Genomic DNA, 21,191 nt, shown 5'->3' with positions numbered 1-21,191 from the left:
CGCCCAGCATTTTCGTCAAGGCTGGGCGTAACCTGCAGGGTGCCAATCAAAGCTCCAGCGAATAAACCCGTGAAGACTCCCCCAGGGGTGATAACCCAGCCCATCGAACCTGAAACCTAACTTTTCGTAATATCCCAGATGATCGGTACAAAGGTGCAAATGGTGGAACCCCAATGCTCTGGCAACGTTGGCAACATGTTCTACCAGCATTGCCCCATAACCCTGCCCACGATACTGCTCATCGACAAATAGTGCGCACAGCCACGGGTATAACTCCCCACGGCTGATAAAGTCATTGGTGATCAGCCCGGCGCAACCCACGACAGTTTGTTTATCCAATAACAGATACCATTGAGGTAATGGGTTAATTGCGTTAATACAACGAGTTATCGCGTCCTCATAAAGCATCATGGTCTCAGGCGATGCCCACTGGCGCTGGAAATAATCGATAGCGGTATCCCGGAATAAAGGCTCCTGGCGCACCGAAATAATTTTCACAATATCTCCTGATCGTCAATTTTAGTAGCCCCCAATAAGGTGAGCGCATACCATTATGCCGCCGCAAAACCGGGCGGATTTACACCATAATGAGGACGTTATGTCACAAAATATCTATGATAATCAAACCTTCTTCGACGGCTATGCACAGCTCAGCCGTTCGGTGCAGGGTTTGGATGGTGCGCCGGAATGGCCAACCATCCGCAGCATTTTGCCCAATTTGCAGGGCTCTACGGTGGTCGATCTTGGCTGCGGCTACGGCTGGTTCTGCCGCAGTGCGCGCGAGCAAGGTGCTGCCAAGGTGTTGGGAATGGATCTCTCAGAGAAAATGCTGAGCAAGGCAAAAGAGATGACCGAGGATCCGGCAATAGAGTACCGTCAGCAGGATCTGGAAACCCTGCAACTGCCAGCGGCTACCTACGATCTGGTTTATAGCTCATTGACGCTGCACTATGTTGAAGACCTCAGTAAGTTGTTCGCGACCGTTTACCAGGCTCTGGTTAGCGGTGGGCAATTTATCTTTACCGCCGAGCATCCGATTTATACCGCGCCAAAGCATCAAGGCTGGCTAGCGGATGACCAAGGGCAAAAATCCTGGCCGGTTAATGGCTACCAGCAGGAAGGGCAACGTATTTCAAACTGGTTGGCAGAAGGGGTTATCAAGCAACACCGCATGCTGGGGACTTATATCAATCTGCTGGTGCAGCAAGGGTTCGCTATCCGCTATTTGAACGAATGGGGCCCTTCCGTTCAGCAAATCGCCGCTAACCCGGCCTTAGATGAAGAGAAAGAGCGCCCGATGATATTTATTATGGCGGTACAAAAACCCGCAATGTAATGGCTGCTCGATTCGTTAAATATCGTTAAAACATCCAATATTGGGGAGGCTGCCTCCCCCAATACTTGCGGTTCTGGATAACTGCAGAACAGGGATATGTTGGATAATAAAGAAAATGCGGACCAGTGTTTTTAGAAGAGCACTGAAAAAAACATTAAACATCATGTTGTTACCCCCTGACAGCGACAGCTTCAGGACATGGCAAAACTCTCCAGCACCTTCCCTTCCATTCGATAACGCACCCATTCATCCTGCGGGGCTGCCCCAATACTGAGATAAAAATCGATGGCAGGCTGGTTCCAGTCCAGCACGCTCCACTCCAAACGCCCGCAACGGCGCTCACAGGCAATCTGGGCGATATGGCGCAACAGGGCTTTGCCACTGCCTGCGCCACGGAACTTAGGCGCAATGTATAAATCCTCCAGATAAATACCGTTTTTGCCCAGCCAGGTTGAATAGCTCATAAAGAACACCGCATAGCCGGCCGGTTCGCCATTCACACTACAAATCAGCGCCTCAGCGCAGGCATGTTCGCCAAACAGGCTTTCTTCGATCTCACTTTCGGTGGTAAGCACCTCATCACGGGCCTTTTCGTACACCGCCAGCTCAATAATCATGTCCAGGATCAGTTTGGCATCACGCCTTTGTGCCGGGCGAATTTCAATCGTCATCACTTATTTCCTTAAGAGAGTGAATTAATCTGCTGCCCACATAATACCTAACCCATGGTTTTTTTCTCAACAGATACCCCCCAGCACTGGCCCAAACAGCAATTAACAGAGCAGGCAATAAGGCTGGGCTATACTCAGTGTTCGTCAACAGCAGGCCAGGAGGATCATAATGTCATTTAACGTGGGTGATTTTGTACAGCGCAAGACCGGTGGACCGAAAATGACCGTCGTCGCCGAAGATGGTGAAGCACTAACCTGCAGTTGGCATGAGCTGGGGGTGGAGCAACTTACCGAAGTGCAGGCCAGCGACGTGAATCTGTATCACGAAGACGATAACTTTGGCGTTTGTTGATCCTCTGCCCCCCAAACGCAAATAAAGCAGGCCCCAACCCCCTAGATAAAGCGCAAAGTTGTTCTAATCTTTAAGTTGTACAACAACATAATTGCGCGGTGGCTAAGGGGCTTCCAATGAGTGAAAGTTTAAAAGACGGCACCATTCTGTTGTCCAGAATTCTGCTGATGATGCTGTTTATCATTTTCGGCTGGATGAAATTAACCAACTTTGGAGCCACGATCACCGCCATGGAGGGTTACGGAACGCCACTCCCTTACCTGGCTGCGGTCGTTTCCGTGATGGTTGAATTTATTTTCGGCATCGCCATCGTGCTGGGCGCTTTCACCCGGCCACTGGCCATCATTTATGCGGCCTATGTGTTGGGCACCGCTTTGATTGGCCACCCGTTCTGGAAAATGACAGGGCCAGAAATGATCGGCAACGAAATCAACTTCTTTAAAAACATCAGTATTATCGCTGGCCTGTTGCTACTTGCCATCACCGGAGCCGGGCGCTACTCGCTGGATTATAAATGGTTCAAACACTAATTCTGAAAATGGCGGCGTGCTACACGTCGCCATTTTTTTCCTTTTCCAACCCTTGGGTAGAAGTTAACGGCTGCGTTTGGCGTGGCGCTCGAAGTTATCGGCCTTGGCCTCGGCAGATTTTCGCAGCGTGACATAGCAAGCCCCTTCACCACCATCACGCGGCAATGCCTGGCAAAACGCCTGCACCTGTTCAAACTGCCCGAGCCATTTAGCCAGGTAACTGCGTATGATATTCGGGTGGCTCTCATCTTCCCGCCCACGTCCATGCACAATCAACAGCGAACGCAGGCCATCTTTCTGCGCCTGAACAATAAACCGGAACAGTGCCTGGCGGCAGTTTTCTACCGGCTGGCGCAACAGATTCAGGCTCGCCTGTGGTGGATAGCGCCCATTGCGCAGCTTGTCGAGCACGCCTTGTTGAATACCTTCGCCCTTGTATTCCAGCGGGGTATCGCACGCAATAATGTCCAGAAAACCCGTACTGAGGAAATTCTCCAACTGCATCGCCTGCGCTTCACGGCGCGCACGTTTATCGACAGTATCTTGCGGTTTGAAGTACAGCGTTTGTTACTCCTCGGATAGCGGAGTCACATCGGCCATCGCCTGTTCAAAAAAACCTTTGTCTTCGTTGCTCATTTCGCGTCACTCTCAGAAAATTATGCCAACCATTGACTGACCGAAGGGACCTTCTGTTGCGGGGGATTGAAATGATTGTAAGACGCCGTGGCAAGGTTGCAAGTGAGGAATTAGCGGCAACGGGTGAGCTTATGAGCAGTTTTCGCTATACTGCAGGCCATTATTGAGTGCCGCAAAGGATCGAACCCATGAGTATGCGTGAGCTGGAAATCCAGTTTCAGAATGCAATGAATGAGTTGCAAGCCAGCTTCGAAAAGCAGCACCGCGAATGGCAGCAAAGCTACCAGGCCCTGCAACAACAACTGGAAGAGGCGCAACGGCGTGAAACCTCATTGCGTATGCAGAATGAACAGCTGTTACGCAAGTTGAGCACCGCCAGCTCTGTTCCGGAGCAGCATGCTCTGGTCAAGCAGATCAAGATGCTGGGAGCGCATCTGGATGCGCTGGCAAAAGACGCCGCCACCTTTAATCGCCATGTTCATAATCAACAGCGGGCCACTGGCAATTTCAGCGGTGAGCAGCACTGACCCATATCGGGCGCGGCAGGCTGCGCCCCTGCCAGCTACTGGCGAACCAAGACGGTAAAACAGCATAAATGACGTGGATCATCATCGCCGCCCTGATCGTAGTATTTCTTATTGGTTATCGCATTCTGACTTCCGACACCCGTAAGGCGATAGACTCACTGGCACATTTGCTCAAGGTAAAACCGGTGCTGGTCGATTCCATGATCCAGGAAATGGGCAGCCGCCAAGGCCAGGCCTTTATCCGGATGCTGAACAACGGCTACACCGAAGAGATGCATCAGGCAGCCTATTTGCTGTTTATCTATCTGACGTTTATCAAGCAGGCGGATGATGAGCAGATTGGCCTGTGGCGTGAAACGCTGCTGCGTGCCGGGCTGTCGCCGGAGTTGCATGCCGAACACACCGAAGCGGCGCTGTTCTACTTTGCCGATCTGGATCTGGATGCGTTTGAACTGGCACAGTTCCGGCGCGCTTATAACGATCGTTACAACCGGGAAGCGATTGCCAACTGGTGAGGCTTTCCCCGGCAACGGGGGAGAACTTACAGGAACATACTGTAGAGATAGCGCGAAAGCGCATCGCGGGAGCTGAAACCGTGGGCGATACCGTAACGTGCACTTGGCGCATCGGCACTTAAATCCAGGGGAAACTCAAGATACTGTTCGCTGGTGCGCACCGCCGAACTGGGTGTGGCAAAATGGATGCTCTTCTCTTTTAGCGCCGGGTGGATCACCAATGCGGTTCTGCCCATGCGCGCTTCGCGATTAACATAAACATAATGCTCACCCTTGCGATACCCGTAAGCCTGATCGGTGACATAATCACGTTCAAAGCCGGTACTCTCTAACACTTTAGCCACTTCATCCGGCCGTAAATACATTGATTTCTCCTCTCATCTGGACTGCAGAGCGACCTTACCGTAATCAGAGGATGAAACAATTAATTTATCCGTATGGATTCTGGTTTCGGAATAATCTGTAGCTATGGATTTACTTGATGACGTTAACGCCATTCGCTGGGATTCATCCCCTGAATCCGCAGGAATTCGCGGTTAAAGTTGGATTTAGTGCTAAAGCCGGCGGCCTCCAGCAAAATATCTGGCACTGGGCGATCGCTGCTGTTCAATATAGTGCTCAGCCAGATGGCGCCGCAATCGGCCTATCATTATCGTTTCTTTCTCGCTGCGGCCAGCACGCCGATCCCAATGCTGCATTGCCTGCGTGTTGCCAACCGCGCTATCGTGCGCCGTCTTAACATTGAACAGGAATGCTCATGAACCGTTATTTTACCGAAGTGATTGATGCCCATATCGCTATCGCCAACTGGCTGGGAAAGGGGATCGGGGAACAACAGGCGCTGTTGGCACGTTTTCAGGAGGGTTTCAGCATGATTGCCCTGAACGGCAGCACGTTGGGGCTAACAGAACTGAGCGCGTTCTTTAATGCGCATCGGGCCGCCAAGCCGGGCCTGGAGATTGTTATTGAAGAAATGCGTTTGATCGCCGAGTGGCCGACGGGTGCGGTGGTCAACTATCGCGAGAAGCAGACGCTGCCAGGCCAGCAGGCAACCCTGCGTTATTCTACGGCGGTCTTTATACAAACTGCCGCCGGGCCAGGTTGGCGCCATCTGCATGAAACCGCTATCGAGCCGGGATTAAAGAAAGCGGCTGGCCAGGAATAACTCCCCGGCCACATCACGCGACGTTGCGAAGATCACGTCAAACCGGTAGCCGTTAATCATACTGACATAAACTCAAAAAAGACACCCGGAGGGCCGGGTGTCAGGGGATTAAGAGTATTGGCGGGCTTCTGAGCCCGCATTCTTCACTTATTTAGCAGCTGGAGCAGCGGCTTTCTTGCTTGATTTGTGATGTTTTTTAGCAGCCTGGGCTTTCTGGGCTACTGGCGCTTTTTTAGCGGTAGCTTTGTGGTGCTTTTTAGCAGCCTGAGCTTTCTGAGCTACTGGCGCTTTTTTAGCGGTAGCTTTGTGGTGTTTTTTAGCAGCCTGAGCTTTTTGCTCTGGGGCTTTCTTGGTTGCTTTCTTGTGTTCTTTTTTGTGGTGAGTCGCTTTAGCTGGCGCTTTCTCTGCAGTTGGAGCGGCAGTTGTAGTGGTCGCAGTTGGGGCAGGTGCAGCAGCAGTTTCAGCGGCGAAAGCAACAGAAGACAGACCCATAGTGGCAGCAACGATCAGCGCTAATACTTTTTTCATCTTTAAATCCTCAGAGAGAGTGTTTTTCGGTAAGCCCCGGTTGGGCCGTTGAGCAGATAATAGAGGAATCAGTTACACGCTTCCGTGAGTGATTGGTTTCACCGAGTAACCAAATGTACAAAGCTTGCGTGGCCGCTATCTCCAACGGAAAAATGCCGAAAATTCGTAGAGATAGCCGGTTATTTCCGTGATCGCCAGCACAGAATTAAAAATGGTCTACACTTAATAGACATGTGTCGTCGTAACGGAGAGTCGAATGTTCAAGAAGACTGAGAGAATAGAACGAGACATCGATCAGGACGTAACCCTGCTGGCCGATACGCTGGACGAAGTTTTACGTGATTCCAGCAGCAAGACCAAAGAGGAACTGAGCGATCTGCACAGCAAGGCAAAAGGCGTATTACGCGATGCCCGTGCACGCTTTAATGGGACCAGCAGCCTGACACAACATGCACGTGACGTCGCCGGCAGCGCCGACAACTATGTACGTGACAAACCTTGGCAAGGTGTCGGCATCGGTGCCGCCGTTGGTATCGTGCTCGGCGTATTGCTAGCCCGGCGTTAAACACCCATGTAGTAGCTTTAAAAAATATAACAGATGTGCGTCTGGCCCACGGTTTTCCGTGGGCCGCTTACTTTTCAACGCCCAATAGCCGCTGCCAGTCTGGCCACCGCACGTTCCGCTTCACCATAACTGGTGAAGTTGGCAAACCCCATCAGCAACCCCTTAGCGGCAGGGAATAACGTCTGCCAGTCCGATAACGCCTGTACCGCCAACCCCTGCTGCCAGGCCAGACTCGCCCATTCGCTGTCATTCCTTTCTGCGTTCAACCTGGCCAGCAGTTGAATGCCCCCGGCCTGTGGGGCCACGGTTAAACATTCCCCCAGCCGCTGTGTCAGTGCCTGAGCCAACCATTCACGCCGTTGGCGGTACAACAGCCGCATCCGCTTCAAATGGCGGTAAAAATGCCCGGCATTGATAAAATCGGCCACCCCGGCTTGCAGCAGCGGTGGGCAACCACAGCCCCGTAGCCGGCTGCTGCGCTCAAAAGCGGTCACCTGCTCTGCCGGAACCACCAGGTAAGCCATGCGCAACGCTGGGAACAGGGTTTTGCTGAAGGTACCGGCGTACAAGACCCGCCCGTGGCGGTCGAGGCTTTTCAAAGGCGGTAACGGCTTGCCTTGATAACGGCATTCACTGTCGTAGTCGTCCTCAATAATCCATGCCTCATGGCGCTTTGCCCAATCCAGCAACAGCATGCGGCGGGCCAGGCTGAGGGTGACCCCTAGCGGGCTTTGGTGCGTTGGTGTCAATACCGCCATGCGTGCGTCGGGCCGGGTAGCGATGCCAGCGCCGATATCCATCCCCTCTTCATCTACCGCCACCGGGACAGCCTGCATGCCTGCGGCGGTAAACATGGGCCGGGTGACTGGATAGCCCGGATCTTCCAGCCAGACCGCTTCCCCTGGCTGCAACAGCGTATGGATCGCCAGATCGAGCAAGGCCTGATAACCGGCGCAGATAAAGATCTGTTCTGGCTGGCAGGCAATGCCACGGGACAGGTGCAGGTAATGCGCGATTGCCTCGCGTAATTGTGCGAGTCCCTTTACCGGCGGATGCGCCAATTCAGCCAAGGTAGTGCCACGCAGTTGGCGGGCAACAATGCGTTGCCATACCGCCCGTGGGAAAGCATCCAACGCGGGCAAGCCAAGCTGAAAAGGCTGAACCTGCCCGGCAGGATGAGAATCGAATGCAGAAGGTGTTATGTCTGGCAAGGTTTGCACGGCAGACAACGCGCTGCGATCCTGCACATCCACCAATTGGGCGGAGACGAAGGTGCCCGCCTGACCACGGCTTTGCAAATAGCCTTCGGCAACCAGCGCGCTATAAGCGTTCTCCACCGTGGCACGCGCCACGCCCAAATCGCTTGCCAGGCCACGCACAGAAGGCAGGCGGCTATTGGCCACCAGGGTTCCCTGGGCAATAGCCTCTTTGAGCCGCAGATAGATCTGCCGGTACAGCGGTTCGGCCAGTTGGTTATCCAACCGCAGGGATGCAAAAATATGACGTGTCATGCCTTAATACCTGCCCCTCTCCCATAAGGAGAAGGTATAAAACCTGCCATCTGTTAGCCCCCACGCCTGACCAGAGCGCCGTTTCAGCAGCCCCTGCTGCGGAGGGAAGGGAAACAGGCATTGCCGGATAACCGACAGAACGCTATTTCGCAGCCGGGAACGGGTTGGGCTTAACTGGCAAATATCACGCATCATGGCCTGGTTAAATAATCATTTTATGGCTCTATAGCATAGACCATAACATCGCTAAAGTAGCACCAACATTTGTTGGCGATTACCCTGAGGTTAAGCATGATCAAGCAACGTTTGCAGTATTCCGAACTGTCTCCAGCACCTTACAAAGGTATGCTGAACGCGTTGAGCGGATTGGAGAAAGGGAGTCTGGATAAGGCGATCATCGAACTGATGTTTATGCGTGTTTCGCAGATCAACGGCTGTGCTTTTTGCCTGGATATGCATGGCAAGGCGCTGCGTGAAGGCGGTGCGAGCAATGCCAAACTTGATACCTTGGCGGGCTGGCGTGTCAGCCATGAATTCAGTGAGGCAGAACGTGCCGCACTGGAATGGGCCGAAGCGGTAACGCTGATTGCCGCTACCGGCGCCCCAGACAGCGCCTTTGAGGCACTTAAAGCTCATTTCAGCGATGCCGAAATCAGCGACCTGACCTTTGCCATCAGCATTATGAACGCCTTCAACCGTTTGGCGGTCAGCATGCGGCAATAAGTTTCAAGGGCCGGAGCACTCCGGCCTGTTCTTTTTGCACGGCAAAAATATTCCCCTTCTGATTTTCCAGCCTTGGCGCGGCCTGCGCATCCAAAACAGAAAAACACTACATATAGTGTAGTTGAAAAATAAATAATCCATATATAGTATTAATTTATCAACCCCCGGGGAATTACCTGGGTTGGTGACGCCGCCAGAAACGCTATTCACTGCCCCGTTTCTGGTTTATCCGCCTTTCCTGCAACCTAAAAGGTAAATACGAATCATGAGCATTATTATTTACACTAAACCAGATTGTGTCCAGTGCAATGCTACCTACCGCGCTTTGGACAAGCAGGGAATTGACTATCGCGTGGTCGATCTCACCCAGGACCCACAGGCACTGAGCCACGTAAAATCACTGGGTTATCAGCAGGTTCCCGTAATTATCACCGGTGACGATCACTGGTCCGGTTTCCGCCCGGACAAGATCGGCGCATTAGCCAGCCCTGTGACCTCATGAGGTATGCCATAAATCCGCTGGTCTATTTCTCCAGCAGCTCGCAGAACACGCACCGGTTCGTTGAGAAGTTGGCGATGCCAGCAATACGTATTCCCATCGCTGGCAGCCAAAAGGTGCTGATGGAGCAACCTTATATCCTGATCGTACCCAGCTACGGCGGCGGCAGCGCCGTCGGAGCCGTGCCGATCCAGGTGATCCGTTTTCTCAACCATCCACAGAATCGCGCTTACCTGCGCGGCGTCATCGCCGCCGGTAACACCAATTTCGGCGCAGCGTACGGCATTGCCGGTGACATCATCGCCAAAAAATGCCAGGTGCCTTTTCTTTACCGTTTTGAGCTGCTCGGCACCGAACAAGACGTTGCAAACGTTCAACAGGGAGTCACCAAATTTTGGCAACGACAGAACTGACCAGGCCCACCAGCGGCACACTGGATTATCATTCGCTCAACGCGATGCTTAACCTCTACGACGCCGCAGGACACATCCAGTTTGATAAAGACAGGCTGGCGGCAAGACAATACTTTCTACAGCATGTTAACCAGAACACCGTGTTCTTCCACAACCTGGCAGAGAAGCTGCGTTATCTGGTCGATGAAGGCTATTACGAAGCGTCCCTGCTGGCACAATATGAATTTGCCTTTATCAAGCAGCTATTCCAGCAGGCTTATGCCAGGAAATTCCGTTTCGCGACCTTCCTGGGTGCCTTTAAGTATTACACCAGCTACACGCTGAAAACCTTTGACGGCAAACGCTATCTGGAGCGCTACGAGGATCGGGTATGTATGGTGGCGTTACGTCTGGCCGCAGGCGATACCACCCTGGCGCAGGATCTGGTGGAAGAGATGATCTCCGGGCGCTTCCAGCCCGCCACGCCGACCTTCCTCAACTGTGGTAAACAGCAACGCGGCGAACTGGTTTCCTGCTTCCTGTTGCGCATCGAAGACAATATGGAGTCGATTGGCCGGGCGGTGAATTCGGCGCTGCAACTCTCCAAACGTGGCGGTGGCGTGGCCTTTCTGCTGACCAATATCCGCGAAGCAGGCGCGCCGATAAAACGCATCGAGAATCAGTCTTCCGGCGTGATCCCGATAATGAAGATGCTGGAAGATGCCTTCTCCTACGCCAATCAGTTGGGCGCCCGCCAAGGTGCCGGGGCCGTGTATCTGCACGCTCATCACCCGGATATTCTGCGCTTTCTCGACACCAAGCGGGAAAACGCCGACGAAAAAATCCGCATCAAAACCCTGTCGTTAGGGGTGGTGATCCCGGATATCACCTTCGAGCTGGCAAAAACCAACCAGGAGATGTACCTGTTTTCTCCCTACGATGTGCAGCAGGTATATGGCGTGCCGCTCTCGGAGATCAATGTCAGTGAAAAATACCGCGAGATGGTGGATGACAAACGCATCCGCAAATCACGCATCAATGCACGTGAGTTTTTCCAGGTGCTGGCAGAGATCCAGTTTGAATCCGGCTACCCGTACATGATGTTTGAAGATACGGTTAACCGCGCCAACCCGATTGCCGGCCACATCAATATGAGCAATCTGTGTTCGGAGATCCTGCAGGTCAACAGCGCCAGCCGTTACCACCAGGATCTGAGCTATGCCGAGGTCGGCAAAGATATCTCCTGCAACCTCGGTTCGCTGAATATTGCCAAAGTCATGGATGCACCCGACTTCGGCAAGGCGGTGGAAACCGCCATCCGCGGGCTGACGGCGGTAGCGGATATGAGCGATATCGGTTCGGTGCCTTCCATTGCGGCCGGTAATCAGGCATCGCATGCCATCGGCCTTGGCCAGATGAACCTGCACGGCTATCTGGCGCGCGAGCGTATTTTCTATGGCTCGGACGAAGGGATCGATTTCACCAATATCTATTTCTATACCGTGACCTACCACGCCCTGCGCGCGTCCAACCAACTGGCGATAGCGCGTGGTTGCAGTTTCGGCGGCTTTGAAAATTCCCGCTATGCCAGCGGGGAGTATTTCAGCAAATACCTTGAGCAGCAGTGGCTGCCAAAAACCGACCGGGTGCGTGAACTGTTTACCAACGCCAATATTGCCATTCCGGGGCGCGAGGAATGGCTGGCATTACGGGATTCGGTCATGATGTATGGGTTGTATAACCAGAACCTACAGGCGGTGCCGCCCACTGGCTCCATTTCCTACATCAATAACTCCACCTCCAGTATTCATCCGATCGTCTCGCGCATCGAGATCCGCAAAGAAGGCAAGATTGGTCGCGTTTATTATCCAGCGCCCTACATGACCAACGATAACCTGGCGTATTACCAGGATGCTTACGAAATCGGGCCGGAAAAGATTATCGATACCTATGCCGCCGCCACACAGCATGTGGATCAGGGGCTATCGCTGACGCTGTTCTTCCGCGATACCGCCACCACCCGCGATATCAACCGTGCTCAAATCTATGCCTGGCGTAAGGGCATCAAGACCATTTACTACATCCGCCTGCGTCAGATGGCGCTGGAAGGTACCGAGGTGCAGGGCTGTGTGTCCTGCGCGCTGTGAGGAAGAGTATGACAATGCAACGAGTGCAGGCCATCAACTGGAACAAGATTGATGACGACAAGGATCTGGAAGTATGGAACCGTTTGACCGCCAACTTCTGGCTACCGGAAAAGGTACCGCTGTCGAACGATATCCCCTCCTGGGCCACGCTGACCGCCAAAGAGCAGCAGCTCACTATCCGCGTTTTTACCGGGCTGACGCTGCTGGATACCATTCAAAATACCGTTGGGGCCCCGGCGCTGATCGAAGACGCCATTACGCCGCACGAGGAAGCGGTGTACTCCAATATCAGCTTTATGGAAGCGGTACATGCCCGTTCTTACAGCTCGATATTTTCCACCCTGTGCCAAACCCGGGATGTGGACGAAGCTTACCGCTGGGGTGAGGAAAACAGTATGCTGCAAAACAAAGCCAGTATCATTCTGGCACACTATCGCAGCAACGATCCGCTGATGAAGAAGGTCGCCAGCGTGTTTCTGGAGTCCTTCCTGTTCTACTCCGGTTTTTACCTGCCCATGTACTGGTCAAGCCGTGCCAAACTGACCAACACCGCCGATCTGATCCGTCTGATCATTCGTGATGAAGCGGTGCATGGCTATTATATTGGCTACAAGTTCCAGAAAGGGCTGGAAAAGGCCAGCCCTGCCCGCCGCCAACAGGTGAAGAGTTACGCCTTCGATTTGCTGCAGGATCTGTATGACAACGAGGTGCGTTATACCGCCGAGCTTTATGACGGGGTGGGTTGGACGGAAGAGGTGAAAACCTTCCTGCACTATAACGCCAACAAGGCGCTGATGAATCTGGGCTACGAAGCGCTATTCCCACCGGCCATGGCGCAGGTGGATCCGGCAATCCTGTCAGCACTATCACCCAACGCCGATGAAAACCACGATTTCTTCTCCGGCTCCGGCTCTTCCTACGTGATGGGCAAAGCGGTAAATACCGAAGATGAGGACTGGGCATTCTGAATGCCTGACGCTATCAAACGTAAAAAAGCCCCGCATCCTGGCGGGGCAAGTCGGCAACACACTAATCAGTAAAAATGCGCTAACACCAGCAGCGACAGCGAAACGTTGATGGCCCCGCCAATGCGCGTAGCGATCTGGGCAAATGGCATCAGTGACATCCGGTTACCGGCGGTCAGGATCGCCACGTCCCCGGTGCCGCCCTGCCCGCTCTGGCAGCAGGAGACAATGGCCACATCGATAGGATGCATACCGATCTTTTTGCCGACCAGGAAGCCGGTTCCCACCAGCGTGCTCACCGTCGTCACGATAACGATCAGGTTCTGCACGGTGAAGGCATTCACCAGTTCCTGCCACGGCGTGATGGCTACGCCAACGGCGAACAGGATCGGGTAAGTCACTGCAGTGCGGAAGAATTTATAAACCACCTGCGATCCCTCCTGGATACGTGGCGAAACCCCGTGCGCCAGCTTCACCGCCACGGCGGCGAACAGCATCCCGACCGGTGCAGGCAAGCCAATCAGGCGGTGTAACAGCATGCCCACCATATACAGCAGGATGGCCAGCAGCGCACCGCAGGCGATAGTGGCAACATCCACATTGCCGCTCATTTTCTGTGTCGCCGAAATTTCACGCTCACCCTGTTTACTTGGCATCAGGCTGCCTTCACCTGTCAGGTGCGGATAACGTTTCCCCATTTGGTTAAGCAAACCGGCAATAACAATCGCGGTCAGGCTGCCCAGCATGACAATGGGCAGAATACGCCCCAGCGCCACGCCCTGCTCCATGTGCAAAATAGCGGCGTAACCCATCGATAAAGGAATGGCCCCTTCCCCCACGCCACCGGCCATAATTGGCAGGATCAGGAAGAAGAAGATCTGGAAAGGCTCCAGCCCTAACGCCATCCCCACCGCCATCCCGACCAGCATGCCGACCACTTCACCACACAGCATCGGCACAAAAATACGCAGAAAACCCTGGATCAGCACCTGGCGGTTCATGCTCATAATGCTGCCGACGATAATGCAGCAGATATAGAGATAAAGAATATTGGTCGATTTGTAGAATTTGGTGGTGGATTCAACCACCACATCCGGCAGCAGACCATAATGCACCAGCGCGGAAGGGATAAAGGTGGCACAGATAGCCGCCGCCCCCATTTTGCCCACCAGCGGCAGACGTTTGCCAAACTCACCACAGGCAAAACCAAAAAACGCCAGCGTCGCCACCATCACCACAATATCGCTGGGTAATTTGCCTGCCAGGCAATCCAGTAGAATAAGTGCCCCGGCCAGAATAAAGAACGGCAGCGGGATAATGCCTATCTTGTAATTATCCAGAATGTGCCACCATTTTTCTCGCAGTGGAATATCTGCAGTTTTATCTTTGACAACAAGGTAGGAATCATCGGTTGTGCTCATAATCTGGCCTCTTATTAATTTGTTCGGCCATCATAGAGAAACGAATGGATTAACTGCTGTGATTTTGTTCAAAATAAAAAAGGGTTTTTAATGGTGGTTATGGTTTTTAAGGTGTTAACCAGACTTATGTAAAATATTGCGTGGCGTTAATGGTGTTAATAATACGCTTATTTTAAATTTTATTGTTTTTATCGCACCGTACTGCGTTATCTGAAACGACTATAAAGCCATGTACCCGATCACAAGTTGATCGTGCGCAATATTACTTCTGCTCCTTCTCATGTTAGGGTAGGCACCCAGAAGATCCCAAGACCAGTGGTAAACCATGCGCATAAAACTCTCTTTTCACATCAAGCTGTTCCTGTGCCTGGTGGCTTTCTGCTGCGTGCTGTTGACGCTGATTGGCGTATACACCTACCACCAATTGGACGTACAACTGCATCGGGATCTGGGGGCCCGCGCTCAGGTTCAGGCACGTGCGATAGCGCTGATCCCATCGCTGGTAACCGCCGTAGAAAATAACAACACGCAGGATATTGCCAGGCTGATGCAAAAAATCCGTGCCAGCAGCGATGCCAGCTATATTGTGGTGGGCGATAACCATACCATGCACCTTTACCACTCCGAACACCCTGAAAAGCTGGGCACCCCGATGGTCGGCGGCGATAATAAAGAAGTGCTGGAAGGTAAAAGTATTATTTCCATCCGTAATGGGGGGATCGGCATTTCATTACGCAGTAAAGCGCCGATCCTCGACGCTAATAATAACGTTATTGGTATTGTTTCCGTCGGCTACCTGAAGTCACATATCGACAGTTTGAATGCCCGCACGATGACACAGATTATCGCCTCGGTAATCTTGTTATTAATGGCTCTGTTTCTATTTTCCTGGTTATTGTCGAAAAATTTAAAGCGCCAGATGTTCTCGCTGGAACCGAAAGAAATTGCGCTGCTGGTACGCCAGCAGAAAGCTCTGCTGGAAGCGATTTATGAGGGGGTGATTGCGATCGATCCTCAACTACGCATCATCACCATCAACCACGCCGCCCGTGAATTGCTGGACCTGCGCCAACCGGCGAGCAACCTGATGGGGCAACAAATCGGTGAAGTGATCCAATCACAACCCAATTTCTTTGCCGCTTCGCAGTTGGGCCACGATACCCACGACGAGGTTTGCCGTTTTAACCATGTGCGGGTGATTGCCAGCCGGGTGCGCATTATGCAAGAAGAGCAGTTGCAGGGTTGGGTGATAAGCTTCCGTGATAAAAACGACATCAACACGCTCAGCAGCCAACTCAGCCAGGTCAAACGCTATGCCGATAACCTGCGTATCATGCGCCATGAACAATTGAACTGGACGGCCACCCTCGCCGGCCTGTTGCACATGCAGCGCTATGATGAAGCCATCCGTTATGTGGAAGCGCAGTCCGAAGGAGCGCAGGAAATCCTCGATTTTATTTCCCAACGTTTTAGTTCCGCAGCCCTGTGCGGCCTGCTGTTGGGTAAATACTCAAGCGCCCGCGAAAAAGGCATCGAACTGCGCTTCGATCCCGCCTGCCAACTGCGCCAAATCCCGGCGGCGCTGAATGAAACTGAACTGATGTCGATTATCGGCAACCTGCTGGATAACGCGGTTGATGCAACTCTGCGTTGCCCTGCGCCGCACGAAGCGGTAGAACTCTATATCAATGACAGCAGCAACGAACTGGTGATCGAAGTTGCCGACCACGGCACCGGTATTGCGCCCCAGGTTCGTGATACGCTGTTTGAACAAGGTGTGACAACCAAAGACAAAGGCGACCATGGTATTGGCCTGCATCTGGTGGCCAGCCATGTCGCTCAGGCACATGGCAGCATAGAAGTGTCGGACAACGATCCGCACGGCACCATTTTCTCGCTGTTTATTCCTAAAGCTTAAATACCCGGATCCAACCTATGCAACATGAAGCGCTGGACGTTTTGATCGTGGAAGATGAACCGCAACTGGCTACCCTGCACGCAGAGTTTCTTGAGAAAAACTTTCACCTGCGCGTCGTGGCCTATGCCGCTACGCTGGCGGAAGCCAGGGCAAAAGTGAACGATCATCAGCCCCGCCTGATCCTGCTGGACAATTTTTTGCCAGATGGCCAGGGGATTGCGTTAATGGAAGAAGCCGCGGTGAAAAAACCGGGCTGTTCAGTGATCTTCATCACCGCCGCCAGCGATATGAACACTTGCAGCCAGGCGATCCGCAACGGGGCCTTCGACTACATCATCAAACCGGTGTCTTATAAACGGCTGCGTAATTCGCTGGAGCGCTTTATGCAGTTTGTGCAGACTCAGCACACCTTCAAGGTGATCGACCAAAGCAATGTCGATGCGCTTTACAACCTGCAGTCCAAACAGTTCTCCAGCGAACCCGGCACCAAAGGGATTGAAACCAATACGTTGGAACTGGTGCAGGCACTGTTTATCGATCGGCCGAATGTGGCACATGCGGTAGAAGATGTGGTTGAAAAGGCCGGGATCAGCAAAACCACTGCGCGACGTTATCTGGAATATTGTGTTACCACCCAGTTTGTTAAAGTTGAAATGCTGTACGGTAAAATAGGCCATCCACGCCGTTTGTACCGCAAGGCATGAATACCCGTCGTGTTTCAAGCTGCAGCGTTGTGGATTGGGTCCGTCCGTGGACCTGGCCCTATAAGGGCCGCTGCAGGCAGCGTTCACATCTGTTCTCATCCCAGGCAATGACTTAAGCCAGCGCCATGATGAGCAAGCCGGGCGCCGAGCGGTAACGTGAAATCCCTGGGATAACAACTGCGGGTATGACTTTATCGTTTATATTACTGGAAATTAGAAGGTATAACGTAACCCCAGACGGATTCGATACTGCTCTTTATTATAATCATTCCAACGGTCTAACCATTGCAGTTCTAAATAAGGCATCCAATGGGTATCTATTTTATAGCTGAATTTATTAGTGATTTCCCAGTGGTGGCTCTTACCATTTTTACTGTGGAAATCATTGACCCGGATAAAATAGTGCGGTTCGAAGGTGTAATTAAGTTGCTCGGTAAGTTTAAAGTGCCAGTAGTTGGCAATTTCATGGGTGTCGTTACGCGCGGGCTGCCCATTAAAATCGATGGAGTCATAGTTATTACGGTTATAGCGATAACGCACCGTCAGGTTGAAGAACGGCAGGAATTTATAGTTGTTGTCCAGATAGAGCGCGCCACCGGAACCGGCACTGTTAGAATTCACCAGGCCGCCGGGGGAGATAGTCCACTTATCCGTTGGGCGGAACAGAGGATACCAGCCTTCCAGTTCATTATAGCTGTGCTTGAGCTGGTCAAACTTGCCGATATTATAGGCATTGGTGGCCATCACACCGGCACCGCCATCAAAGTTATAACCGCCGCGCAGAATGATTTCGTTTAATTCAGAAGCGGTATTATAGGCTTCACGGGTTTCCAGGTAGGCACGCCCGGCCTGGGCGCTGGCGGAGGCAAGTAATGCCGTAATTAATAGTGCCGTATGGCTTTTGTTCACAATAGTTCCCCAAAGAATAGACATAATTAAAAGTTCCTTGTTAAAAATGCGGATAAAAGAATGTGCGAACCCCGCCGCCATGCCCTAAGGCATGACAGCTGATGGTGATTATTGGTAATTAGCCTGATTTAGACTTCTTTGATTATTTCTGTTTTCATCGCCGGATGAAGTTCGGTATTGCTGTCCCTGTTATCTTTTTTGATATTAATTTCGGCGATTATCTTCATAAATAGCTGCTCATCTAATTTATAGAAAACCCCCATCATAACGGCAGCCACCATCGCCAAGACGCAAGGGTAAATAAAGATTAACTGGCGCAAACCTTCCAGCACCGAAGCAGATTGCTCAATATTCGGGATATAGCCGATTTGCGTCAGCATAATTCCTGGCAGCAAACCGGCCAGGGCGGCAGATATCTTGCGGGAAAAGGTGTAACCGGTATAGACCGAGCCTTCTGCACGGATACCGGTTTTCCATTCACCATAATCAACGGTATCTGGCACCAGCGCCCAGTTCAGGCTGTTGACGAACGCCGTACCAAAGAAGGCCATACAGGAGAACACCACGAACGAGACCGAACTGTCACCCCAGGCGTAGTTGAGCAGATCCCCCAGGCACCACAGTATCAATCCGCCAAGGTAAACGCGCTTTTTCCCGAAGCGTTTCACCGCCGCCGGAACCATCAGGACGCCAATCAGAATACAGCCCATGCTGAAGAAACCCATATAGGAAAGCAGATGGATGTCATGCAACACGTATTGGGTGTAATAAACCTGGATCGCCAGTTTGATATTAAACGCCGCCAGCGTGCACAGGTTGGCGATACACAACACCAACAGCGGCGGGTTCTGGAAAATGGCGCGGAACGATTTGAATATCCCCGGTTTGTGGTGGGTGGGCACCACTTCGACATAACGCTCCCTGACCCCGGCATGGCACCACCACATGCAAAATACGCCACAGGTAGCAAACACCACCGCAGCCACCAGATACCCCGTCTCCGGGCGTGAAGTGAACAGCATCTGGATTGGTACAAAGCCTACGGTGCACAACAGCAGACCCAGGGTTGCGCCCCCTGCCGCCAGGCGGCCAGTTGCGCACGCTCCTGCGGGTTTTTGGTCATAGCCGGAACCATCGCCCCGTAGGCGCAGTTCATCAGGCTGTAAAACAGGCCGAACAGCATAAACAGCACGGTGGCCAGTATCGTCTTGGCATTCAGGCTGAAACCGCTGTTCACAAAATTTGCCACTGCCAGCAGCGCCACCGGCAGCGCAGCATAAAAGATAAACGGCCTGAACTTGCCTTTGGGGCCGATATTGCGCCGTGAGTCCAGCAGTACGCCAGTCAGCATATCGGTGAAGGCGGTAAAGAATTTGGCGATCAAAAATATCACCCCGCCATAGATAGCAGGCAGCCCAAGGATATCGGTGTAAAATTTCAGCAAGTAAAGCGTACCGATACACAGCATCAGGTTAGAGCCGAAATCCCCCATTCCATAGGCGAACTTTTCACGCAGCGGCAGCCGCAGCTTAACCGGATCTTCGTAGGATAAAGAGTTAGCCATCTGACAAATCCTTATTGTTATTTTACCTACTTCTGGCAGAGCATCACCGTAATGAATACCTTATGAATTTCGAGCCGCAGCCAGGCGCCCAGTTGCGGTTTGGAAGACAACGGGTATTTATACTGCCGGGCTTACAGGGCGCTTCCTGTCTTCTAACTCCCCGACGATCTTGAGGTAATTCTTCTCCGTCAGGTGATAGAACAGTCCCATGGTCAACGCCGTCAGCACCGCCAGGCCGCATGGGTAGAGGAAGATCAACTGCCGCAGCCCCTCCAGCGTACTTGCGCCCTGATCTACGTTAGGCACATAGCCGATGTAGGCCAGCATCACGCCCGGGAAGAAACCGGCCAGCCCTTGGGAGACCTTACGGAAGAAGGTAAAACCGGTGTAGACCGTGCCTTCTGAACGCACGCCGGTTTTCCACTCGCCATATTCCACGGTGTCCGAAACCAGCGCCCAGCTCAGGCTGTTGACGAAGGCGGTGCCGAAGAATGCCAGGCAGGAGAACAGCACAAACAGCGTGGAGGTATCGCCCCACAGATAGTTCATCGCATCGCCAAGGATCCACAGCGACAGGCCGCCAAGGTAGACGTTTTTCTTGCCAAAGCGTTTCACCACCGTCGGCACCAGTAACACCCCGAGCAGGATACAGCCCATGCTGAAGAAGCCCATATAGGACAGCAGAGTGATATCGTTGAGCACGTACTGGGTGTAATAGATCTGGATCGCCAGCTTGATATTAAACCCGGCCAGCGTGCACAGGTTGGCTACACACAACACAAACAGCGGTTTGTTGCCAGCGATCGCCTTGAAGGACTGCAACAGATTCGGTTTGGGGGCACCCGGTTTCGGGATGTCGACATACCGCTCTTTGACGCCGGAATAACACCACCACATGCACAGCATACCGACGAAGGCAAAGATCGCCGCCGCCACCAGATAACCAACCTGCGGGCGGCCTTCAAACAGTGACAGGATTGGCACAAACGCCACGGTACACAGCAACAATCCCACCGTTGCCCCGCCTTGCCGCCAGGCAGCCAGTTGCGCGCGCTCCTGCGGGTTTTTGGTCATTGCAGGCACCATCGCGCCGTAGGAACAGTTCATCATGCTGAAAAACAGCCCGAACGCCATAAAGATCAGGGTGGCGATCACCGTTTTAATCGTGACGTCGAACGAAGCGCCGACGCCGATAAAGTTGGCCACCACCAGCAGCGCCACCGGCATTGAGGCATAAAGGATAAAGGGCCGGAACTTGCCTTTAGGGCCGATATTGCGGCGCGAATCGAGCATCAGCCCGGTGCCAATATCGGTAAAAGCAGTAAAGAAACGCGAGATCAGGAAGATCAACCCGCCCCACGCGGCCGGGATACCCAGCACATCGGTATAGAACTTCAGCAGATACAGCGTACCGACGCACAACAACAGATTGGAGCCGACATCACCCACGCCGTAGGCGAATTTTTCGCGCAGGGGCAACGTCAGTTTAACTGGATCCTGGTGAGCTTCATTCATGGTGATTCTCCTTGGAAAACACCGATACCCGTCCAAGCTGTAACTTGAAACTCAGGGTATCTACCCAGAGATAGCCGCCTTTGCCTGTCGGGCAACCG

At 52.7% G+C, this 21,191-nt stretch carries 22 protein-coding genes and 4 pseudogenes; 15 read left to right on the top strand and 11 right to left on the bottom strand.

Annotated features, from left to right (window positions below; translation table 11 throughout):
• Positions 1 to 46: 46 nt before the first annotated feature.
• Positions 47 to 498 (bottom strand): annotated as a pseudogene (locus ACQ86O_RS11530) (GNAT family N-acetyltransferase).
• Between the two features lie 100 nt (positions 499 to 598).
• Here ACQ86O_RS11530 and ACQ86O_RS11525 point away from each other — a divergent pair.
• The gene (locus tag ACQ86O_RS11525) at positions 599 to 1,336 is read left to right on the top strand and encodes a class I SAM-dependent methyltransferase (RefSeq protein WP_431225317.1); all 738 of its coding nucleotides are present in this window, start codon (positions 599 to 601) and stop codon (positions 1,334 to 1,336) included.
• A gap of 191 nt (positions 1,337 to 1,527) precedes the next feature.
• Here the strand turns inward: ACQ86O_RS11525 and ACQ86O_RS11520 are convergent, their stop codons facing one another.
• Positions 1,528 to 2,007, bottom strand: coding sequence for a GNAT family N-acetyltransferase (locus ACQ86O_RS11520; RefSeq protein ID WP_431225316.1), 480 nt, complete (start codon positions 2,005 to 2,007; stop codon positions 1,528 to 1,530).
• Positions 2,008 to 2,176: 169 nt separating this feature from the next.
• Here ACQ86O_RS11520 and ACQ86O_RS11515 point away from each other — a divergent pair, with 169 nt between their 5' ends.
• Together ACQ86O_RS11515 and ACQ86O_RS11510 are read left to right on the top strand one after the other, a co-directional pair.
• Positions 2,177 to 2,359: a DUF2158 domain-containing protein gene (locus tag ACQ86O_RS11515; RefSeq protein ID WP_431225315.1), complete on the top strand. Its 183-nt coding sequence runs from the start codon at positions 2,177 to 2,179 to the stop codon at positions 2,357 to 2,359.
• Between the two features lie 116 nt (positions 2,360 to 2,475).
• Positions 2,476 to 2,889 (top strand): DoxX family protein, encoded by a 414-nt coding sequence (locus ACQ86O_RS11510; RefSeq protein WP_431225314.1) that lies wholly within the window; start codon positions 2,476 to 2,478, stop codon positions 2,887 to 2,889.
• 63 nt (positions 2,890 to 2,952) lie between these two features.
• Here ACQ86O_RS11510 and smrA read toward each other — a convergent pair.
• Positions 2,953 to 3,525 (bottom strand): annotated as a pseudogene (gene smrA / locus ACQ86O_RS11505) (DNA endonuclease SmrA).
• Between the two features lie 188 nt (positions 3,526 to 3,713).
• Between smrA and ACQ86O_RS11500 the strand changes: the two are divergent.
• Positions 3,714 to 4,052 (top strand): MbeD/MobD family mobilization/exclusion protein, encoded by a 339-nt coding sequence (locus tag ACQ86O_RS11500; RefSeq protein ID WP_431225313.1) that lies wholly within the window; start codon positions 3,714 to 3,716, stop codon positions 4,050 to 4,052.
• A gap of 68 nt (positions 4,053 to 4,120) precedes the next feature.
• The gene (locus ACQ86O_RS11495; protein ID WP_431225312.1) at positions 4,121 to 4,567 is read left to right on the top strand and encodes a DUF1198 family protein; all 447 of its coding nucleotides are present in this window, start codon (positions 4,121 to 4,123) and stop codon (positions 4,565 to 4,567) included.
• Positions 4,568 to 4,593: 26 nt separating this feature from the next.
• On the opposite strand, the gene ACQ86O_RS11490 is transcribed toward ACQ86O_RS11495, so the two are convergent.
• Both ACQ86O_RS11490 and ACQ86O_RS11485 read right to left on the bottom strand, forming a co-directional pair.
• A complete protein-coding gene (locus tag ACQ86O_RS11490; RefSeq protein ID WP_431225311.1) occupies positions 4,594 to 4,932 on the bottom strand; it encodes a DUF2002 family protein in 339 nt (112 codons plus the stop codon).
• Positions 4,933 to 5,054: 122 nt separating this feature from the next.
• A pseudogene (locus ACQ86O_RS11485) lies at positions 5,055 to 5,177 on the bottom strand (AraC family transcriptional regulator); the annotation flags it as partial.
• Between ACQ86O_RS11485 and ACQ86O_RS11480 the strand changes: the two are divergent.
• Together ACQ86O_RS11480 and ACQ86O_RS11475 are read left to right on the top strand one after the other, a co-directional pair.
• Positions 5,119 to 5,328: a hypothetical protein gene (locus ACQ86O_RS11480; RefSeq protein ID WP_431225849.1), complete on the top strand. Its 210-nt coding sequence runs from the start codon at positions 5,119 to 5,121 to the stop codon at positions 5,326 to 5,328. The pseudogene ACQ86O_RS11485 and the gene ACQ86O_RS11480 sit on opposite strands and share 59 nt — an antisense overlap.
• A complete protein-coding gene (locus tag ACQ86O_RS11475) occupies positions 5,325 to 5,732 on the top strand; it encodes a DUF4440 domain-containing protein (protein WP_431225310.1) in 408 nt (135 codons plus the stop codon). The genes ACQ86O_RS11480 and ACQ86O_RS11475 overlap by 4 nt, the downstream gene beginning before the upstream one ends.
• Before the next feature lie 147 nt (positions 5,733 to 5,879).
• Here the strand turns inward: ACQ86O_RS11475 and asr are convergent, their stop codons facing one another.
• Positions 5,880 to 6,260 carry an acid resistance repetitive basic protein Asr gene (gene asr, locus ACQ86O_RS11470; protein ID WP_431225309.1) on the bottom strand — a complete coding sequence of 127 codons (381 nt, stop codon included), beginning with the start codon at positions 6,258 to 6,260 and terminating at the stop codon, positions 5,880 to 5,882.
• A gap of 256 nt (positions 6,261 to 6,516) precedes the next feature.
• Here asr and ACQ86O_RS11465 point away from each other — a divergent pair, with 256 nt between their 5' ends.
• Complete coding sequence (locus tag ACQ86O_RS11465; RefSeq protein ID WP_431225308.1) at positions 6,517 to 6,825, top strand: DUF883 family protein; 309 nt, start codon at positions 6,517 to 6,519, stop codon at positions 6,823 to 6,825.
• 74 nt (positions 6,826 to 6,899) lie between these two features.
• Here the strand turns inward: ACQ86O_RS11465 and ACQ86O_RS11460 are convergent, their stop codons facing one another.
• Positions 6,900 to 8,336 carry a PLP-dependent aminotransferase family protein gene (locus ACQ86O_RS11460; protein WP_431225307.1) on the bottom strand — a complete coding sequence of 479 codons (1,437 nt, stop codon included), beginning with the start codon at positions 8,334 to 8,336 and terminating at the stop codon, positions 6,900 to 6,902.
• A 291-nt stretch (positions 8,337 to 8,627) separates the two neighbouring features.
• On the opposite strand from ACQ86O_RS11460, the gene ACQ86O_RS11455 reads away from it, so the two are divergent.
• The 5 genes from ACQ86O_RS11455 (at position 8,628) to nrdF (ending at position 13,065) form a co-directional block, all read left to right on the top strand.
• Positions 8,628 to 9,059 (top strand): carboxymuconolactone decarboxylase family protein, encoded by a 432-nt coding sequence (locus ACQ86O_RS11455; protein WP_431225306.1) that lies wholly within the window; start codon positions 8,628 to 8,630, stop codon positions 9,057 to 9,059.
• A gap of 265 nt (positions 9,060 to 9,324) precedes the next feature.
• Positions 9,325 to 9,561 (top strand): redoxin NrdH, encoded by a 237-nt coding sequence (locus ACQ86O_RS11450; protein WP_431225305.1) that lies wholly within the window; start codon positions 9,325 to 9,327, stop codon positions 9,559 to 9,561.
• A gap of 8 nt (positions 9,562 to 9,569) precedes the next feature.
• Positions 9,570 to 9,971, top strand: a complete 402-nt coding sequence (gene nrdI, locus ACQ86O_RS11445) for a class Ib ribonucleoside-diphosphate reductase assembly flavoprotein NrdI (protein WP_431225709.1) — start codon at positions 9,570 to 9,572, stop codon at positions 9,969 to 9,971.
• Positions 9,953 to 12,097: a class 1b ribonucleoside-diphosphate reductase subunit alpha gene (gene nrdE / locus ACQ86O_RS11440; RefSeq protein WP_431225304.1), complete on the top strand. Its 2,145-nt coding sequence runs from the start codon at positions 9,953 to 9,955 to the stop codon at positions 12,095 to 12,097. The genes nrdI and nrdE overlap by 19 nt, the downstream gene beginning before the upstream one ends.
• 8 nt (positions 12,098 to 12,105) lie before the next feature.
• Positions 12,106 to 13,065 (top strand): class 1b ribonucleoside-diphosphate reductase subunit beta, encoded by a 960-nt coding sequence (gene nrdF, locus ACQ86O_RS11435; RefSeq protein ID WP_431225303.1) that lies wholly within the window; start codon positions 12,106 to 12,108, stop codon positions 13,063 to 13,065.
• A gap of 65 nt (positions 13,066 to 13,130) precedes the next feature.
• On the opposite strand, the gene ACQ86O_RS11430 is transcribed toward nrdF, so the two are convergent.
• Positions 13,131 to 14,483 (bottom strand): 2-hydroxycarboxylate transporter family protein, encoded by a 1,353-nt coding sequence (locus tag ACQ86O_RS11430; protein ID WP_431225302.1) that lies wholly within the window; start codon positions 14,481 to 14,483, stop codon positions 13,131 to 13,133.
• Between the two features lie 325 nt (positions 14,484 to 14,808).
• Here ACQ86O_RS11430 and ACQ86O_RS11425 point away from each other — a divergent pair, with 325 nt between their 5' ends.
• Both ACQ86O_RS11425 and ACQ86O_RS11420 read left to right on the top strand, forming a co-directional pair.
• The gene (locus tag ACQ86O_RS11425) at positions 14,809 to 16,401 is read left to right on the top strand and encodes an ATP-binding protein (protein ID WP_431225301.1); all 1,593 of its coding nucleotides are present in this window, start codon (positions 14,809 to 14,811) and stop codon (positions 16,399 to 16,401) included.
• A 17-nt stretch (positions 16,402 to 16,418) separates the two neighbouring features.
• Positions 16,419 to 17,105: a response regulator gene (locus tag ACQ86O_RS11420; protein ID WP_431225300.1), complete on the top strand. Its 687-nt coding sequence runs from the start codon at positions 16,419 to 16,421 to the stop codon at positions 17,103 to 17,105.
• A 213-nt stretch (positions 17,106 to 17,318) separates the two neighbouring features.
• Here ACQ86O_RS11420 and ompL read toward each other — a convergent pair whose 3' ends face one another.
• The 3 genes and pseudogenes from ompL to ACQ86O_RS11405 form a co-directional block, all read right to left on the bottom strand.
• Positions 17,319 to 18,038, bottom strand: a complete 720-nt coding sequence (ompL, locus tag ACQ86O_RS11415; protein WP_431225299.1) for a porin OmpL — start codon at positions 18,036 to 18,038, stop codon at positions 17,319 to 17,321.
• A 104-nt stretch (positions 18,039 to 18,142) separates the two neighbouring features.
• A pseudogene (locus ACQ86O_RS11410) lies at positions 18,143 to 19,578 on the bottom strand (MFS transporter).
• A gap of 117 nt (positions 19,579 to 19,695) precedes the next feature.
• Entirely contained in the window at positions 19,696 to 21,093 is a 1,398-nt protein-coding gene (locus ACQ86O_RS11405) for an MFS transporter (protein ID WP_431225298.1), read from the bottom strand.
• Between the last annotated feature and the right edge of the window lie 98 nt (positions 21,094 to 21,191).

Source organism: Serratia sp. L9 (assembly GCF_050632285.1).
GTDB lineage: Bacteria > Pseudomonadota > Gammaproteobacteria > Enterobacterales > Enterobacteriaceae > Chania.
The sequence above is the reverse complement of the archived record's forward strand: the minus strand, read 5'-3'. Positions and strand labels throughout refer to the sequence as shown.

Excerpts from the sequence above, each read along its gene's own strand:
- ACQ86O_RS11525 (WP_431225317.1), top strand. The coding sequence starts at position 599 with ATGTCACAAAATATCTATGATAATCAAACCTTCTTCGACGGCTATGCA.
- ACQ86O_RS11520 (WP_431225316.1), bottom strand. The coding sequence starts at position 2,007 with ATGACGATTGAAATTCGCCCGGCACAAAGGCGTGATGCCAAACTGATC.
- ACQ86O_RS11515 (WP_431225315.1), top strand. The coding sequence starts at position 2,177 with ATGTCATTTAACGTGGGTGATTTTGTACAGCGCAAGACCGGTGGACCG.
- ACQ86O_RS11510 (WP_431225314.1), top strand. The coding sequence starts at position 2,476 with ATGAGTGAAAGTTTAAAAGACGGCACCATTCTGTTGTCCAGAATTCTG.
- ACQ86O_RS11500 (WP_431225313.1), top strand. The coding sequence starts at position 3,714 with ATGAGTATGCGTGAGCTGGAAATCCAGTTTCAGAATGCAATGAATGAG.
- ACQ86O_RS11495 (WP_431225312.1), top strand. The coding sequence starts at position 4,121 with ATGACGTGGATCATCATCGCCGCCCTGATCGTAGTATTTCTTATTGGT.
- ACQ86O_RS11490 (WP_431225311.1), bottom strand. The coding sequence starts at position 4,932 with ATGTATTTACGGCCGGATGAAGTGGCTAAAGTGTTAGAGAGTACCGGC.
- ACQ86O_RS11475 (WP_431225310.1), top strand. The coding sequence starts at position 5,325 with ATGAACCGTTATTTTACCGAAGTGATTGATGCCCATATCGCTATCGCC.
- asr (WP_431225309.1), bottom strand. The coding sequence starts at position 6,260 with ATGAAAAAAGTATTAGCGCTGATCGTTGCTGCCACTATGGGTCTGTCT.
- ACQ86O_RS11465 (WP_431225308.1), top strand. The coding sequence starts at position 6,517 with ATGTTCAAGAAGACTGAGAGAATAGAACGAGACATCGATCAGGACGTA.
- ACQ86O_RS11460 (WP_431225307.1), bottom strand. The coding sequence starts at position 8,336 with ATGACACGTCATATTTTTGCATCCCTGCGGTTGGATAACCAACTGGCC.
- ACQ86O_RS11455 (WP_431225306.1), top strand. The coding sequence starts at position 8,628 with ATGATCAAGCAACGTTTGCAGTATTCCGAACTGTCTCCAGCACCTTAC.
- ACQ86O_RS11450 (WP_431225305.1), top strand. The coding sequence starts at position 9,325 with ATGAGCATTATTATTTACACTAAACCAGATTGTGTCCAGTGCAATGCT.
- nrdF (WP_431225303.1), top strand. The coding sequence starts at position 12,106 with ATGACAATGCAACGAGTGCAGGCCATCAACTGGAACAAGATTGATGAC.
- ACQ86O_RS11430 (WP_431225302.1), bottom strand. The coding sequence starts at position 14,483 with ATGAGCACAACCGATGATTCCTACCTTGTTGTCAAAGATAAAACTGCA.
- ACQ86O_RS11425 (WP_431225301.1), top strand. The coding sequence starts at position 14,809 with ATGCGCATAAAACTCTCTTTTCACATCAAGCTGTTCCTGTGCCTGGTG.
- ACQ86O_RS11420 (WP_431225300.1), top strand. The coding sequence starts at position 16,419 with ATGCAACATGAAGCGCTGGACGTTTTGATCGTGGAAGATGAACCGCAA.
- ompL (WP_431225299.1), bottom strand. The coding sequence starts at position 18,038 with ATGTCTATTCTTTGGGGAACTATTGTGAACAAAAGCCATACGGCACTA.
- ACQ86O_RS11405 (WP_431225298.1), bottom strand. The coding sequence starts at position 21,093 with ATGAATGAAGCTCACCAGGATCCAGTTAAACTGACGTTGCCCCTGCGC.